Below are 16,662 nucleotides of genomic sequence, written 5' to 3'. Positions count from 1 at the left end.
CTCCTCATAATTAAGATAAGATCCGCTTTGATCCTGTAAGCTCTTGAATTGGTTTAATATTTTGCGTGAATTCGAGCGTTCCCAGATAGGTACCTTCTTCATCCCTTACTGCGAAATATCGAATATATACAAATTTGTCTTTGACCGGTATCCAGAAATCTTCAACATCCTTATTCCCTGCTTTGAAATCATCCAATAGTTGGTTCACTACATGCACACTTTGCGGGGGATGGCAATTTTGAACCGTTCGGCCGATCACTGCTTTGGTGCGCGCAAAAATCCGTTCTTTACCGTGTGAGAAATATCGGACGATATCATTCTCATCAATAAAAGTCAGATCCACAGGCAGATGATTCATCAGTGCTTCCATCTGTTTTACGGATAACACACCTGTACTCATTCGAACATAACCTTCTTGTAACGTCTCATGCTCGCCTTCCATGCTTGCTGCTCCGGGTTCAGTCGCCCTTTCAGGAATCCACTTACGATCTGGTACAATCAGGCAATAACCGATTTCATCACTTTGTGCTGCGATCTGAAGCCATTCATCCTCTGTTAATTTGTCTAAGGCCATCGGCAGTAATATATGTTCTTCCTTATAGATCATCTCGGTAACTTCTTTCATGACTCGTTCGGCGAGACCTAAGAACATCTCCGTATTGCCATCGAAATCTGTTAATTTGGCTTTGAGTTCTTTAATCCCAATTCGAATGCCATCATCAACAGCCCACATCACCTTAGTGGGTCCGTATATCGCATATTTCTCTAAAAAAGGAAAGAGCAAATTCTCTTTCCGGCTGTAATGCTTGTCGACATCATACAGGAGACTAAGATCCTCTAGCAATTTGAGACGATTGCTTTCATACTGATCTTTGAGAAAATGATCCAGATGCAGCGCAATATTAAAATTAACCAGCTGATCGATTTCTCGATTTTCCATTTTGAAGGTATGCACGGGATGCCCTGGCTGCTCCTCTGGAGAGCTAGGTCTGTGAATATCTTGGATTGAACCTTTAAATACGGCGGCATGTACACTGCATAAACGTTGTACTTCGCTGACCGGAATGCCTTCCTCCTCCATGAGCACCCGCTCAAGCTCTGATATTTCACTAACTGAAATTTCTCCAACAGCCGAATTAAATCTTGCCTTTACCTCCTCGGCACTCTTCCCATGATGCAGATCCAAAATGATTTCTCTCAGCATACTTATCCGCTTAGAATGGCCGACAGCTTCTTTGATCTCACGATTGTTAATCAATTCACTCATATCTCTCACTCCTATACAAGTTTCCTAATGAATCTAATCTCAAATTATCATTAGCCAAGATGATTCCTTGTGATTACAATCACAAGGAATGAGGCATCATTTTGAATAATAAAAAAAGAGCCGGCGTTTATTCGCCGACCCTGCTGTTAAGTTCTATACAGCTTCGTTCTTGTATTTCTAATTTAATTGTTCCGATTAATAATGTAGTCGAGCAAATGCTTCAGAAAATCTGTCTTCTTCGGCATCTCATTAAGAGCTTCAATAGCGTTGCAATAATGGTCCCACATCATCTTGCTGGCACCTTCCTTACCTAGCACAGTGACAAAGGTGGAGTTATTATTCTCAACATCCTGTTGGATCGGCTTTCCTAGTGCCTCTACATCCCCTTCGACGTCAAGCAGATCATCCTTAATCTGAAAGGCAATACCTGCATGGTAAGCGTATTTTTTGAGCAGATTCACTTCAGCTTCATTCGCCTTAGCAAGAATTGCCGGCATCACCAAGGAGGCTTCAAATCCAATCCCTGTTTTGTAGAAACAGATCATATCAAGCTCCGCAAGTGTCAGCGGCTTCCCCTTGGAATTCAAGTCCATCGCTTGCCCCATACAGATTTCCCCTGCCTTTTGGGAGGAGTACTGAATCAGGGAGAGCACCGAAGCTGGATCGAATTGATGCAGGGAGGTTTGCTCCTCTGTGGCTTTTTGAATTAGGAACAGACCGGTTAACTCTGCTGTAGCGCTGCTGTGCACCTCATGCAGTGTAGCCCGCCCTCTGCGGGTAGCCGCATTATCCTGTGATGGAAGATCGTCGAAGATCAAGGAAGCCGTATGCATATACTCCAGCGATCGAAGGAGCGGGACAAGGGAAGGATACTCCAGACCATATTCATTAACACCCATAACCCAGGCTAGCAGCGGGCGCAGACGCTTGCCTCCTCCTTCAAGACTGTAGTTGGCAGCATCGATGAGCGGCTCCTTCATCGGAGAGATGTGTTCAGGCTTCGTGATCTCAAGCACACGATTAATTTCGTTCTGAGCTGAGTTTAGCGTCTCTAGAAACTTTTCTTTCTCGGATTGATCATGCTTCATCACGCTCAGCATCTCATCTCGCAGCAATTTGTCGAAGAAGTCAACGTCTTCTGCTTTGTCCACCATGTACTGAATGAGCTGGTTAAACTCCGGATGCCCGGAAGAAAAAATCTGCATGATTTCATTGTATTTTTGTTGACCGACACGCTTCTTGCAGCGCTTCAAACCATTAATGGCCCGATCTAATATCACTTCTCTCGTCTTCGGATCAGACTTGTATACATTGTGAATCAGGTTCGAGATCACCGCCCAGTATAACTCAAAAGGGTTAACCAAATCTGTTCTATGATCCCGGTGTGTTAGATAGTACGTATATGGCGTAACCGCTCCATCCTCTAAGTCTTCGAACATATCCGCGAAATCATCCGCCAGCTGATTGTAGATCCCATAGTAAAAGGTTCGATAATCAAATCCTTCATCCTCAGGAGCACTGATGACGGAACGAACAATGAGCCGGGACGAGGAAGATTTGAGAATGACAGGTAGGTACAGCTCTTCATTGGTGTAGCTTGTGTACTCAAGGCTTTTTACACGGTCAATGTCCTGAGACTCAAAGAACACATAGGATTGCTCAAAAAAAGTATTTATCGACTCAGGCCGTTGATAATTTTTAATATAATCAAATGCTTCCTTAAGCTCAGAATGAATAAATTCAATGAGTTTTGCATTAGCTCCTGACCATTCTTGTATATGTAGTGCAGGGACTTTTCCTGTAAGCAGTGCCGTTCGAATAAAATGAGCGTACCTCTCCTTCTCCTGTATGCTTAACGTCTCGGAATCGAGCAGATCGTCAATGTAAGGATAAGTCAGGCCATAGGAATATCCGAGTCTTAATGCTTCATCAATTCTCCTTGCCCGTTCTGCAGGCAGTGTATCGCCCTCCATATCATCCAGAACGTGCATCACAACGCCAAATATAATCTTAATCAGCTTGCGCTGAGCTTGCTCTGCATTCATCTGCTCAGGGATGTGGGAGGAGACGCTGCTGAGCTTATTCATCACCCAAATAGCTGCCGGCTCAACCCCTTCCTTCTGAGCCCACCGATAAAAAGATGCCAAGCTCACGAAATCCGGTTGTGAATTTCCCTTCTCCTGACTATTCTTCGGTTCAATCAAATGACGTTTAATCGTGGTCACCATCTGCTGCACCTTATGCTCGGTATCCGGAGAATCCAGATATTTGCCCATATCTCTTAAGTAAAAATAAGATACACTGCGATTTAAATAATCGTCTAATTTACCCGTTATATTCAAGTAAGATAGGTATTTATGATAATTGCTGGCATCCATCTTCTGATTGCTCTGCGAAAAAAAACGACCATATCGAACGTCGATGAATATGCTTCTTCTTCCACACTTTGAAATCATCCGTCAGCGCAGATACATAACTCTTATCGGATACTTGCTGCTGTAGAAGTTCAAAATACGCTGCCGCCTTCTGTTCGGACTGCAGGTACCATGTCTCTGCTTGATCTGTATATTGCTTAATCATTTCGTTGTCTAACCTCAGTTTCTGTATTGTATATAAATAATTATAGATATCATCATTTCTCTTTGTTCCTATACGTATTACGAGCTGATGGGTTACAAATGAATGTTTTTCTCCGAGGTAAGTAACTTCAGAATATATACTTACTATTATAAATTATCATCCTTCAAGCAATAATACAAAAAAGAACCTGGCTGGATGCCAGGTTCTTAATGCTGCGTACGAAATATAACCTTTATTCTTTTACTTAATGGAAACCTCGTATTTTTCACGAGCTGCTTTGGTTGCTTCCACCATATGCTTCAGTGATTGTACCGTTTCTTCGGTTCCTCTTGTTTTCAAACCACAATCGGGATTGATCCAGAATAATTTAGGGTCCAGCACGCGCAGAGCACGGTCAATCATAGAGGTCATTTCTTCTACCTTCGGAACACGCGGGCTGTGAATATCGTAGACACCAAGTCCAATGCCCAGCTTGTAAGTATTATCCTCGAAGCTATGAATAAGCTCACCGTGACTGCGTGATGTCTCGATCGAAATGACATCTGCGTCCATATCTTCAATCGAATCAATCATATCATGGAATTCGCAGTAGCACATATGGGTATGAATTTGGGTGGAGTCCTTCACCGTACTTGTAGTCAAACGGAATGCCTTCACTGACCAAGCCAAGTATTCTGCCTGCTCTTCTTCTTTTAGAGGAAGTCCTTCACGTACTGCAGGCTCATCGACTTGAATCATTCCAATGCCCGCTAGTTCAAGCGCTTCAACCTCTTGTCTAAGTGCGTAAGCAAGCTGATAGGCGATCTGTTCTCTTGAAATGTCATCTCTCACAAAGGACCAGTTCATGATGGTAATCGGACCCGTCAGCATCCCTTTAACAGGACGTGATGTTTTGGATTGGGCATACTTGGTTTCTTTTACCGTCATCGGTTCTTCAAATCGAATGTCTCCGAAGATGACAGGCGGCTTCACGCAGCGAGAGCCGTAGGACTGTACCCAGCCGTTCTGAGTGAAGGCGAATCCACCCAGCTTCTCACCGAAAAATTCAACCATGTCTGTCCGTTCAAACTCACCGTGAACAAGCACGTCCAGTCCAATCTCTTCTTGCAGATGGATCCATGTATCGATCTGCTCCTCGATGAAGCCTTCATATTTGCTGTCGCTCCACTCGCCCTTACGCCAGAGTCTGCGCGCTTTTCGTACATCAGCCGATTGCGGGAAGCTGCCAATCGTCGTTGTCGGAAGCAGCGGTAAATTCCATTTATCCTGTTGAAGCAGGTGACGTTTCGAGAATGGCTGACTTCTCTCTGGATTGACGGAGCTAATGGCAGCGACCTGCTCACGAATATCGTTACGCTTGCGATCTGGTGACTGTTCCAGCGCACTGAGAGCCACATCACAATCGTCAAGCTCTGCTTGGATTGCCTCGCTCCCTTGATTGATCCCCTTGGTTAGAAGAACCAGCTCAATCAGCTTCTCATCAGCGAAGGCTAATGCGCCTTTCAGTTCGGGAGCGAGAGCTATTTCACTTGCTAGTGATACTGGTACATGAAGCAGGCTGCAGGAAGATTGGATAATGAGACGATCCTCAGATACCCATTTGCTGATTTCTTGCAGCTGTGCGAGCTTGTCACGCAAAGCGGCTTTCCAAATCCCGCGGCCGTCGATAATGCCAGCTCCAAGTACTTTGTCCTGAGGGAATCCGTATTTCTCAAGCGACTTTACATTGCCTGAATATCCATGAACAAGATCAAGTCCAATCCCTTGAACCGGCAGCTGAATGATATCCCCATAGTTCTCAACGGATTCAAAATAGGTTTGAAGCATAATTCTCAGCTTAGGCGCTGCAGCTGCAAAAGTGCTGTAGATCTTCTGCAGCCGCTGAATATCCTGTGAATCCAGCTTCGTTACTAGGATAGGTTCATCAACCTGCACCCATTCCACACCCTCATTCGACAATTCCTGAAGGATTTGACTATATAGCGGGAGCAGCTGCTCGATCCATTGATCCAGCTCTCCTTCCTTGTATCCTTTGGACAGCTTCAGGAAGGTAAGCGGTCCAATAATGACCGGTTTGCCTTCAATGCCGAGAGCTTCCTTCGCTTCTTTGTAAGCAATGAGAGGTTTATTTTCTGTAAGTGCTGGAGCTGCTCCGTCCAATTCCGGAACGATATAGTGATAATTCGTATTGAACCATTTTGTCATTTCACTTGCAGTTGCCTCTTTCGTTCCGCGAGCAATCCCGTAATACACAGAGAGGGGAACCGTGCCGCCATCATATGTAAAGCGCTGTGGAACGATACCGAACATTGCAGCCGTATCCAGCACTTGATCGTAATAGCTGAAGTCACCGACAGGAATCAGGTCGATTCCTTGTTCTTTTTGTTTGATTAAATGACTTAAGCGAATCTCTCGCAATTGTTCATGAAACGCGGCTTCTTCAAGCTTGCCTGCCCAATAAGCCTCTAGTGCTTTTTTCCATTCTCTCTGTGCCCCAATTCGTGGATAACCTAATATGCTGCTCTTTACCATCTCTTAACACTCCTATCTGAAAAATTGTTAAACAAAAGATATCACGGATCAAAGGTTATAGTGTAACTGTAATAAACTATACCTGGTTATAGCCTGTGGCTATAGCTAACAGCAGAGAGAAGGATAAAATGTCGAAAACATGATTACGTATGACTCCACACGAGTGAATACATTCATTCGTCAAATAAGTTGATTTAAAGTTGTCGAATATTCATAAGTTCAAACGACAGAAAAATGGATATCACTGTGTCGAATCTTGAAATATATTGGGCTTGGCGTGGATATATTAAGCAAGGTAAACGGATGAGGATCTGAACAAAACAAAGAGGAGGCAATAAATCATGGATAGCACGCATGACTATGTGAAGAAATTAAACGAAAATGCCGAGAAACAACGCCATAACAAAAATAATGGCAAAGGCACGCCTGGCGATAAGCTCCCGTCCAAGCAGCACAGTACCAATAAGTAACGACATTGATTTATCTATATTTTTGTGGTTAGATTTTCAGGAATATGTCTTTTGGTCAAGCCTTTGGTTTCGACAGAGATGTGACCTATAGAAAAAAGCCTGACGCGTCAGGCTTTTTCAAGACTATCATTCAATCGTAATGGTTTCATGATTACTCCATATTGAAGATCGAATCAATTCTTTTTTTGGCACCTTCCCATGATTCCATCACAGGTACTTTGTACTGCTCCAGTGCCTTTAGATTCCATGGATGAGGGATACAGAGAACCTTCTTCCCTCGCTCTATGGCGGGCAATAGATTATGCATACCATCATCGATGAGAAGATCATATTCGATCAGAGATTTCCTTTTACACACAAACAACTGCTGTAAGGAAATAAACGGCATATGCTTCTGCAGCCATTTCCACTTCTCCGCTGCCGATGAAGGGTCCCCCGCCGTCACGATAATCAGATCATATGCTTCATGAATCTTCTCCATCTCGGCTACCACATGCTCATCAAATAACTCCAGCTCTTCGTAAATTCGCGGCCGGTTAAAGAATACATCATGAGTACTGTCTGGATGTCGCAGGTGATCCGTGTTCCAGTCGATCATGTCTTCATAACGTAATGGATGTGTCGGAAAATCATTGTTGTTATGAAATATTGCTCTTCTGATGAAATGACATATCGTATCGTCCATGTCTACTGCTATTACGGGCTTCGTCATAGATCCTCCTGCTATGGGCTGAAATCTTAATCATTTCTTATTTTCATTTTATTGATACATTACACGAAAGCATTTGTCAAACAACCGACATGTATTATTTATTTTCTGATCTGTCTCTTTAATGCTATAATCGCACCCAGATGTAGTCCTTCATGAAAAATAGTTCGGATGAGCACTTGCTCAATGGTGTGCATTCCCATCTCTGTAGGAGCAAACTCTTCTTCCATTCGATCCTTGTATGTCTCCCTGATCACACCAGGTTGTTCCTTCAATAGAGCGACCAGCTCAGGCAAGGATGGGGTATCTGCAGTGAACTGGGCCGGGCTTGTTCCATAACCGAACCACTGATTAAATGCATTTGATACCAACAGCTCTTCCTTAGTAAGTACACGTATCCATAAATACTGATCAAGAATGATATGACCCAGATTCCATCTCATATTGTTATTGAAGCCCGTCGGAATCATCTCTGCTTCTTCTTCGGTAAGGTCCTGCACAAGATGTAGCAGCTCCATCCGATATGTATTCAACTGTTCAAATAATACCTCATGTCTGCTGTTCATTGCATCTCCTCCTTTTCTATTTGTACCAATAATATACATTATATTGGTAAATTCTCTATTCAAGGTAATATTACATTCAGTAAATATTCAATCTCCCGTCTAATGTTTTATTCCCCCTGAACTCCAAATAAGGTAAACTGAACTATTAAGAAATTTAGATATTACTTTAGATAGACGGATTGTAATAGAAAGTGTCGCACTTCATATTACAATCCGTTGACAGAAAAAGTTATGGATCGCCGTGTAAAGGAGAGAAATTGAATGTCCAATACAAAAGAACTTGATACCCTGAAGCAGTCATTGCCGAGCTGGGTAGAGACCAGCATCCCCCACGCTTCAAGCGGAAAGGTTGCCTCATATATTCCCGAGCTCTCCAAAGCTCCACACGATGCACTTGGCATCACCATCCTTGCACCTGACGGCCAATTCGTATCCGCTGGAGATTGTTCCCAGGTGTTTACGATGCAGAGCATCTCAAAAGTATTTACACTCATTCTCGCACTCATGGATAATGGCGAAGATGAAGTGTTTAAGCGAGTTGGTATGGAACCTACAGGTGATAATTTTAATTCCATGCTGAAGCTCGAGCTTGTACGCCCAGGGATTCCCTTCAATCCGTTTATTAATGCAGGTGCGATTACAGTTACTTCTCTGATTCATGGCAAAAACATGGAGGAGAAATCGCAGCGAATTCTGAATTTATTCCATAGCCTAACTGGAAAAGACAATCTTGCTTATGATATCGATGTTTTCAATTCAGAGCTGGAGAGCGGCGATCTGAATCGGTCAATTGCCTACTTCCTTAAGGGGAATCAAGTGCTGATCGGAGATGTGGACGAGGTGCTGGACATCTATTTCAGACACTGCTCCATTCTCGTTCAGTGTGCGGACTTGGCAAGAATGGGATTAATTCTGGCCTTAGATGGCGAGGATCCACTGACGGGGACCCGACTGCTGCCCAAGAGATATGTACAGATAGCGAAGACATTCATGACAACATGCGGCATGTACAATGCGTCTGGCGAATTCGCGATAGATGTCGGCTTACCTGCCAAAAGCGGTGTATCCGGTGGGATCCTGTCACTTGTTCCCGGTCGATACGGAATCGGCGTCATCGGTCCTTCACTGAACGATAAAGGGAACAGCCAGGCGGGTGTCCATTTGCTTGAGATGGTATCCAAGCAGATGAACTGGAGTATGTTTTAAGCTAAACAACGTAATAAGGCTTCATCGTTCTGAATGATAGGTTGGTGTATAAAAAGAGAAGCTCCACTTCAGACAGTGATGTCTGATGTGAAGCTTCTTCTTCTATCGATTGAATGTTATTTAGCCGATTCTTGAAGTCTGTGAGCTGCGTGCAGTGTAGGTCCTACAAAACGGTTCAGCGGGAAACCGCCTGCAATCGCTTTGGTGATGAAGGACTTCCCTTCACGAACCGCATCTTTTACAGACAAGCCCTTCGCAATACCGGCCGTAACCGCTGCAGAAGTTGTACATCCCGCACCATGTGTATAGTTAGTTTGTACGACAGCGGCTTCCTGCCAATCAAAGCTCTTGCCATCGTATAACAGATCAACTGCTCGTCCAGGTTCAATGACACCCCGGTCTTTGATCAGGACATTCTTCGCTCCATGCTCATGAATAATAGCAGCTGCCTGCTGCATCTGCTCACGAGAACGAATCGGCCCCGTCTTCGCCAGCTGGGAAGCTTCAAATAAGTTGGGAGTAACCAGGTCAGCTCCCGGGATAAGATATTTCAGCATCGCTTCGGTATTTTCCGGTTGAAGCACTTCGTCCGTACCTTTGCACACCATTACGGGATCGATTACGATTCCTTTGTGATGGGTACGCTTCAGTTCGGAAGCAACAAGCTCAATAATCTCGACTGAGCCCAGCATGCCTGTCTTCATTGCGTCGAATCCAATCCCGTCGAGCACCGTGCGAAGCTGCGCCTCAACAATGCCAAGATCTACAGGATAGACGAGATGATCCCACGTATCAGGCTTCATTGCCACAACAGTCGTGAGAACCGTCATACCGTATACGCCAAGCTCCTGGAAAGTTTTGAGATCGGCTTGAATGCCAGCTCCTCCGCTTGTATCTGAACCCGCTATTGTTAATGTTTTTGGAATTGTCATGATGATGTTCTCCTTTACAATGTACAGTTGGAATCATCCTACTTCGAATTTGGTAGCTTGTCAAACGATTTTAGAGAGTCATCGCTTCAATTAAAAAAAGAAGAGGAGTAAATCTTTCCTCTTCCTTCCAAATGAAATACCGTATATATTATTTCACCCTTTACCATTAAAAATGTAAATTTACAGTGCTTCACTATTACGTTCCGCTTGAACCAGTGCTTTTTGCTGCCAAGCCTTGCTCTTCCAGCGAATGAACAGCAGAATGCCTCTCAGCCATTCATCTGCGATAAATGCCGCCCAAACTCCATACAGTCCGTAACCTAAGTGGATTCCTAATATATAGGTGAGCGGGACACTGAAGCACCAGGTGACCAGAATAGATACCAGCATGGCTGCCTTGGCATCTCCTGTGGCTTGCAGGGCACGCTCTAATATAACATTGAAATTACGGCCAGGCTCCAGCAGAAAACTGAGCAGCAACAGGGAGGCTCCCATGGCAATTATATCTGGATCTGTTGTGAACAGCCGGATCAGCGGTTCCCGAAATAAGACAAGGATAGATACGGCACCTAAGGTGATGAATTGACTTCGAATCAAATTACGCAGTACGGTGCTGTAAGTGGCTTCGTGTTTCCCAGCTCCAACGAGCTGACCCACAATGATCTGACCCCCTCTGCCCAATGAAACGGCCAGAATCATCACAAAAAACATAATGTTTTGAGTGTAAATCTTCGTTGTCAGCGCACTTGCACCCAGCATTGAAATAAACGCTGTTGTCACAAACTGATTGGTGGAATATGACAAGGATACCGCAGAAGAGGGAACTCCAACACGCAGCACCTTCTCAATATGATCTCTGCGCCAATGCAGCAAATCCGTCCATTGTATACGAACTTCCGCCGTTCTCCGAAGCAGAATTAGATTAATGATAAGGCCGGCACATTGCGCAATAATTGTGCTAATTGCCACTCCGACAATGCCCAGCTTAGGAAAGCCAAAAGGTCCAAAGATGACTAGGTAATTACCGCATATATTTAGAATATTCATGAAGATCGATACGACCATCGTTTGTCGGGTTAAGCCATGGGACTGGATCATCGCTGTTGCTGCACTCAGAAGAGCCTGTATAACCAGACCTCCTCCAGCAATCATTAAGTAACTCTGTGCCTGCTCAAACAAGACCGGATCCAGATTAAACAAGCGGAGTAACGGACCACTAAACACAATTACAGCGATGCTGACGACGATGCCAAATAGAAAATTGAGCGCAAGCGAAGATCCTGCGAGTCTGCCGATCTCTGACTTTTTGCCGGCACCCAAATATTGCGAAATCACAACTGCAGAGCCGAGTGCTACAAAATTAAACATGAGCACAGCAAACATGATAATCTGATTCGCCACGCCAACGGCTGCTACTGCATCATCAGAAACTCTGCTCAGCATGAAGGTATCCGATGTACGGAGCAGCATCTGCAGGGCTGACTCGATAAATATGGGCCAGGTGATCGCAAATAGAGTGAGCCTGGCAGCCGGCAGGACGTTATTGTTGTTAGACTTCATATGCTCTCTTTATTTTTTCAATCCCCAGCTTAGTTGTCTCAAGAGGGGTTAATGCTCCATAATCTGCCTTAAACAGCTCTAGAGACAAGTAGCCCTTATATCCGGATTTGCTTAACAGAGCAGCCAGTTCTCGAGAAGGAGCAATTCCGTCACCTGGGAATACACGATCCGCATCCTGGATATGCTCCTTCGAAGGGATTCCAGGATAATCATTGACATGAACAATGCCAATCTGATCACCCGTCCACCCTGCAAGATCCTCTAAATTACTGCCTCCCGTATACATATGGAATGGGTCCAATAAAACTTTAGCTCCGGCAACACCGCTCGCTTGTAAAACATACTGTGCATCATTAACACAATGAAGCCGCTTAGCCTTACCCCAGAATTCCAGATAAGGCTCGACTCCGATTCCCCTCGCCAGCTCTGCCAGTTTTGCAAATGAAGAGGCAAATTCATCGAGTTCTACATCACCCACGTTGCCATAAGGCGGTGCTGCCGCAGCAGTACAGCCAAGCTCTGCAAGGGTATGCAGCTCTCTCTCAGCAAGCTCAAATCCTCGTTTTCGCTCAGCTGGATTTGTGTCCGCCCAGCTCCAGAATGCAATGGCGTTTGCGAATTCAAGACTGTGCGCCTCCATATCACTTCGCAGTTCGGATAATTGTCCACCTGCTTCAAGATAGGTATCAATATCTTTAACCCACAGCTCAATTCCTTGATATCCGGCTTCAGCTGCGATCCGGATCTGTTCCCTTACACCGAGCCGATACGGCAAGAGTGTGGATGTATTCAAGCATAATTTAAAAGGCTGCAACATCATTTCCTTCTTTCCGTATGTAGTTATGGTTAAGGTTATGGAGTAAACGGTACCCTTCTCTGCTCAGCATGACTTTGCATGCCAAGCTCGATGACACGAATAGCCATTCTTGCCTGCTCCGCCTTAACCGCTAGTTCACTCACTCCCGTGATGGCTTCATACACGTTCCGATAATACGAATCATAGCTGCCGGGAATGGTCTTGATGCGTCCAGTGAAATGAAGCCCATCTAACGTCGTGTTTAAAGTTCCCCACCTCTCGGCCGGTTCTTCTCCCCAATGCGATGTCCCTGGTACTCCGCCAGCTTTGAGTGCATCCTCTTGTGGATCTTCACCGAATTTGATATAAGATCCGTTCTTGCCATACAAGCGATATCTCGGTGCTGGATCCACCGAGAGCAAGGTTGACTTCAATCTTACGGACAGTCCGCTGTCATAGTGAAGCGTAACATCAAAATAGTCGGATGCCTGTGCCCCTTCTCGCTGTACCTTCAAGTCGGCTTGAATACTGTTTGGCAATCCAAACAAGGTTAAGGCCTGATCAATCAGATGGACTCCGAGATCATAGAATGTCCCGGAGCCTTCTCCTCCTGCATCCCTCCATCTTCCAGGTTGTGCGATGGGGCTGTAGCGATCCCATATCAACTCTGCTTCGGTTATAGGACCGACCAAATTGCGCTGGACCACTTCTTGCAGCGTCAGATAATCCCCATCCCATCTGCGATTATGGAATACACTAAGCACAAGCCCTTTTTCCTTAGCAATGGAGATCAGTTCATCCGCTTCTTCTCTCGTCGTTGTGAAGGGCTTCTCCACGACAACATGCTTGCCGGCCATAAGCGCATCCTTGGCAAATGAATAATGATTCGTGCTCGGAGTCGTAATAACAACCAGATCAATGTCAGGATCACGATAGAGCTCATCGACCTTCTGCAGAGCTCTGATCGAAGGGTAATCGTTCAAGCAGGAATTGCCGCTTCGCTGAACAATCGCTGCAAGCTCAAGACCTTCGACGGAAGTTATAACTGGCGCATGAAAGGTTTTGGCTGCAAAACCATACCCGATAATACCAACTCGGACATTTTTATTCATATTTACATTCACCTACTTGCTTATATTCGTATATATTCTATCTCTGTGAACCAATGTTATATAAAATTCGATTAATCGGATACTGCGATTCGGACACTTTGACAGGAACCAGATCGCGATAGACCGGATTGAAGTACTTCTTGCGGTATTGACTGGCTGTGAGACCTTTCACCGACTTAAACAGGCGGCTGAAATAATTCTCATCCGTAAACCCTACGGCAAAAGCAACCTCTTTGATGCTGCCGGCTTCATACAGAAGGAGCTGACAGGCTCGATCAATGCGTCTGTGAATAATGGTCTCTCTCGGTGAGCGGCCAATAAACTGTACGAAGGATCTAGTAAAATGTTCGTGTGACCACCCAACCTGATGTGACAGCTGTTCAATCGAAATCGGCTCATCCAAATGCTGATCTATATAATCCAGCGCCTTGACGATCTGACGCGGTACCCGATTGGCAAGCTTCATCATCGGCTCGTCATAGAGGTGTCCATCAATCTCCATCAGTAAAGACCATAGCAAGGAGCTTCCGCGAGTCTGAAGCTTGCCAGGATAGGCATATGCGATATGCATAATTTGCTTCATTAATCCAATGTGCAGCTCTTCACTCAGCGGCACACAGCTTGGTCCTCCAGGAGCAAAAAGTGGCAGAATCTGTTCAATTTCAGACGGATCAGCGAATCCAAAATGAATAAATAAGTGCCTCGCCGGCTGATTCGGATCATATTCATAGGAATGCAGCTCGCCTGGTCTGGTCAGAACAAAGCTCGGCTCCTTCAGCACATAAGCGCGGTCATCTACCCGATAGACGCTATGAGTACTGTCCGGGAAGAACAGCAGCTCATAGTCATTTATCCGTCTTGGACCGAGAGCGGTACCGGGCTTCTTGACGATATCGCCGACAATATGGATACGCGGCAATTGGACCTGATGTGTGTGTTGTTCCCGGTTTGACATAATGCTCATCCTTTTCTATTACGCTTTAATCCCCAGCTTCTGTAGATTCCGGAAGCTGATCTTAAGGCTTTCCATCGGATCTCTACGGCTCTGATCCTGTTCAACAACGAGCCACTGTGTTCCAACCTGCTTGGCAGTATCTGCAATGGCATGGAAATCGAGAATGCCTTCTCCGATCTCGGCAAAAAACTGCTCCTCCCCAGCTTCCATATCTTTAATGTGCAGCAGCGGGCAGCGATTCTTCAGTTTGCTTAAATATTGAACTGGATCTACGCCGCCACGCTTCGCCCAGTAGGTATCCAGCTCAAGCTTCACAAGCTCAGGATCCGTTTCCCTCAAGACAATATCGAGAGCGAGTTCTCCGTCAAACTTGTTAAATTCCCAATCATGATTATGATACAACAGCTGAACTCCTCTTCGCTTGAACTTCTCCCCAGCTTCATTCAGCTTGGCGGACTTCAGAAGCACTTCTTCCTTAGAAGAGAAGCGGAGTGACAAGCCTACGAATTTCTCACCATTAACCTCTTCCAAATAATCAGCAATCGCATCCGGATCAAAATCAAATGTATCAAAACCAGCGTGACTTCCAATGACCTTAAGACCGAGATGATCCAGCAGTGATTTCTGTTCTGCAATCGTCATTCCTTCAGGAGGACGACCTAATTCGATCCCTTGATAGCCAATTTCAGCAATCTTGGTAAGAGTTCCCACATAATCTTGGCTGAGTTGTTCGCGAACGGTATAGGGCTGCACTGCAATTGGAAACGTATTCATACTTGTATACATCCTCTCTGAGCTTCTTTTGTATTCATGTATTTATGTCAACATTAATCCTTACCATCAAGGCTACATATCCAAAGTGTTATACTTCAGACCCATCGGTATAGGTGCCGGTTTTTCTGCGGTAGATTCCAGCTTAATATGCTGTCCTTGCTCCGAAGCTTCGAAGATTCCCAGCGAGATATCGAGCACATGGCGAGCGAGCTGTCCGCTGGCGCGGTTTTTCCGTCCAGACTGAATCGCGTAGGCCATATCAGCAACACCCATACCGCGTCCTTCCTCTGCATACGGATGGGAATGTGGAATTTCCTTCGTCTGCCCGTTCGCAAACTGAATGGAAATGGTGCCGCCAAAGAAGTTCGGATCTGGAACGTACAGGATACCTTCTGTTCCATAGATCTCCATACGAGGGGAATAGCCAAAGGCTTCCTTAGCCGCAGTGAAGCTTGCCACCGCTCCGCTGTCAAAATCAAGCACCGCTGATACATTGGTCGGGGCTTCGATGGGAACCGACTGGCCAAAGGCTGGAGATTTAGGATTCTGAATAACAACTTCCTTATGTAATTGTCGCGCAGAGCCGGTTACACGGTTCACAGGGCCAAGCAGTGCGATCAGAGCGGTCAAATAGTATGGCCCCATATCCATAATTGGATCTCCACCCAGCTTCAAGAAGTTGCGGAAATTGGGATGGGTACCGCTTGTTGAGTTCCCCATGATAATGGTTGCGCTTGCAGAATAAGGGGTTCCAATCCAGCCGTCATTGATTAATTTGATACAAGTCTGGATACCTGCACCAAGGAACGTATCAGGCGCACAGCCCACGAGCAAGTTTTTTTCCTTCGCCAGATTCAGTACTTGATCGGCATCCTCCCGGTTTAGTGCAAATGGCTTCTCGGTGTACACATGCTTGCCTGCATGCAATGCCTGTAAATTAAGTGCTGCATGCGCACTGGGTGCTGTCAAATTGAGAACGATTTCAATTTCGGGGTCAGCGAGGAGCTCCTCCACAGTATATACATGAGGAATACCGTATTCCTCGGCTCTTTTCTGGGCAAGCTCCGGTACCAAGTCCGACACCGCTTTGACCTCCACTATGCTATCAAACATGCCGGTTAAATTCTTCAAATATATAGCACTGATCACACCTGTACCTATAACGCCAACTTTGATTTTGCGCACGATCACATCATCCTTTTC

General features: G+C 45.3%; 13 protein-coding genes and 1 pseudogene. 2 read left to right on the top strand and 12 right to left on the bottom strand.

Annotated features, from left to right (window positions below):
- Positions 1-10: 10 nt before the first annotated feature.
- From TCA2_RS11560 to metE, 3 genes and pseudogenes are all read right to left on the bottom strand, one after another.
- A complete protein-coding gene (locus TCA2_RS11560) occupies positions 11-1,267 on the bottom strand; it encodes a DUF438 domain-containing protein (RefSeq protein WP_047911770.1) in 1,257 nt (418 codons plus the stop codon).
- 182 nt (positions 1,268-1,449) lie between these two features.
- Positions 1,450-3,847: pseudogene (locus TCA2_RS11555) on the bottom strand (polyprenyl synthetase family protein).
- 240 nt (positions 3,848-4,087) lie between these two features.
- Entirely contained in the window at positions 4,088-6,379 is a 2,292-nt protein-coding gene (gene metE / locus TCA2_RS11550) for a 5-methyltetrahydropteroyltriglutamate--homocysteine S-methyltransferase (protein ID WP_047911769.1), read from the bottom strand.
- 341 nt (positions 6,380-6,720) lie between these two features.
- On the opposite strand from metE, the gene TCA2_RS26635 reads away from it, so the two are divergent.
- Positions 6,721-6,849: a DUF4023 family protein gene (locus tag TCA2_RS26635; protein WP_047911768.1), complete on the top strand. Its 129-nt coding sequence runs from the start codon at positions 6,721-6,723 to the stop codon at positions 6,847-6,849.
- Positions 6,850-7,000: 151 nt separating this feature from the next.
- Here TCA2_RS26635 and TCA2_RS11540 read toward each other — a convergent pair whose 3' ends face one another.
- Both TCA2_RS11540 and TCA2_RS11535 read right to left on the bottom strand, forming a co-directional pair.
- A complete protein-coding gene (locus TCA2_RS11540; protein WP_047911767.1) occupies positions 7,001-7,561 on the bottom strand; it encodes a 5'-nucleotidase in 561 nt (186 codons plus the stop codon).
- 98 nt (positions 7,562-7,659) lie between these two features.
- The gene (locus tag TCA2_RS11535; RefSeq protein ID WP_047911766.1) at positions 7,660-8,124 is read right to left on the bottom strand and encodes a DinB family protein; all 465 of its coding nucleotides are present in this window, start codon (positions 8,122-8,124) and stop codon (positions 7,660-7,662) included.
- Positions 8,125-8,385: 261 nt separating this feature from the next.
- Between TCA2_RS11535 and glsA the strand changes: the two genes are divergently transcribed.
- A complete protein-coding gene (gene glsA / locus TCA2_RS11530; protein ID WP_047911765.1) occupies positions 8,386-9,330 on the top strand; it encodes a glutaminase A in 945 nt (314 codons plus the stop codon).
- Positions 9,331-9,446: 116 nt separating this feature from the next.
- Here glsA and thiD read toward each other — a convergent pair whose 3' ends face one another.
- The 7 genes from thiD to TCA2_RS11495 form a co-directional block, all read right to left on the bottom strand.
- Positions 9,447-10,262 (bottom strand): bifunctional hydroxymethylpyrimidine kinase/phosphomethylpyrimidine kinase, encoded by an 816-nt coding sequence (gene thiD / locus TCA2_RS11525; RefSeq protein WP_047911764.1) that lies wholly within the window; start codon positions 10,260-10,262, stop codon positions 9,447-9,449.
- Between the two features lie 180 nt (positions 10,263-10,442).
- Positions 10,443-11,822 carry an MATE family efflux transporter gene (locus TCA2_RS11520; protein ID WP_047911763.1) on the bottom strand — a complete coding sequence of 460 codons (1,380 nt, stop codon included), beginning with the start codon at positions 11,820-11,822 and terminating at the stop codon, positions 10,443-10,445.
- The gene (locus TCA2_RS11515; protein ID WP_081872437.1) at positions 11,812-12,642 is read right to left on the bottom strand and encodes a sugar phosphate isomerase/epimerase; all 831 of its coding nucleotides are present in this window, start codon (positions 12,640-12,642) and stop codon (positions 11,812-11,814) included. The genes TCA2_RS11520 and TCA2_RS11515 overlap by 11 nt, the downstream gene beginning before the upstream one ends.
- A 32-nt stretch (positions 12,643-12,674) precedes the next feature.
- Positions 12,675-13,730: an oxidoreductase gene (locus TCA2_RS11510; protein WP_047911762.1), complete on the bottom strand. Its 1,056-nt coding sequence runs from the start codon at positions 13,728-13,730 to the stop codon at positions 12,675-12,677.
- A 37-nt stretch (positions 13,731-13,767) separates the two neighbouring features.
- Positions 13,768-14,685: an AraC family transcriptional regulator gene (locus TCA2_RS11505; protein ID WP_047911761.1), complete on the bottom strand. Its 918-nt coding sequence runs from the start codon at positions 14,683-14,685 to the stop codon at positions 13,768-13,770.
- Between the two features lie 18 nt (positions 14,686-14,703).
- A complete protein-coding gene (locus TCA2_RS11500; protein ID WP_047911760.1) occupies positions 14,704-15,459 on the bottom strand; it encodes a sugar phosphate isomerase/epimerase in 756 nt (251 codons plus the stop codon).
- Between the two features lie 72 nt (positions 15,460-15,531).
- The gene (locus TCA2_RS11495) at positions 15,532-16,644 is read right to left on the bottom strand and encodes a Gfo/Idh/MocA family protein (protein ID WP_202964133.1); all 1,113 of its coding nucleotides are present in this window, start codon (positions 16,642-16,644) and stop codon (positions 15,532-15,534) included.
- Positions 16,645-16,662 lie beyond the last annotated feature (18 nt).

The organism is Paenibacillus sp. TCA20 (assembly GCF_000732325.1).
In the GTDB taxonomy this organism is placed as follows: Bacteria; Bacillota; Bacilli; order Paenibacillales; family Paenibacillaceae; genus Paenibacillus; species Paenibacillus urinalis.
The sequence above is the reverse complement of the archived record's forward strand: the minus strand, read 5'-3'. Positions and strand labels throughout refer to the sequence as shown.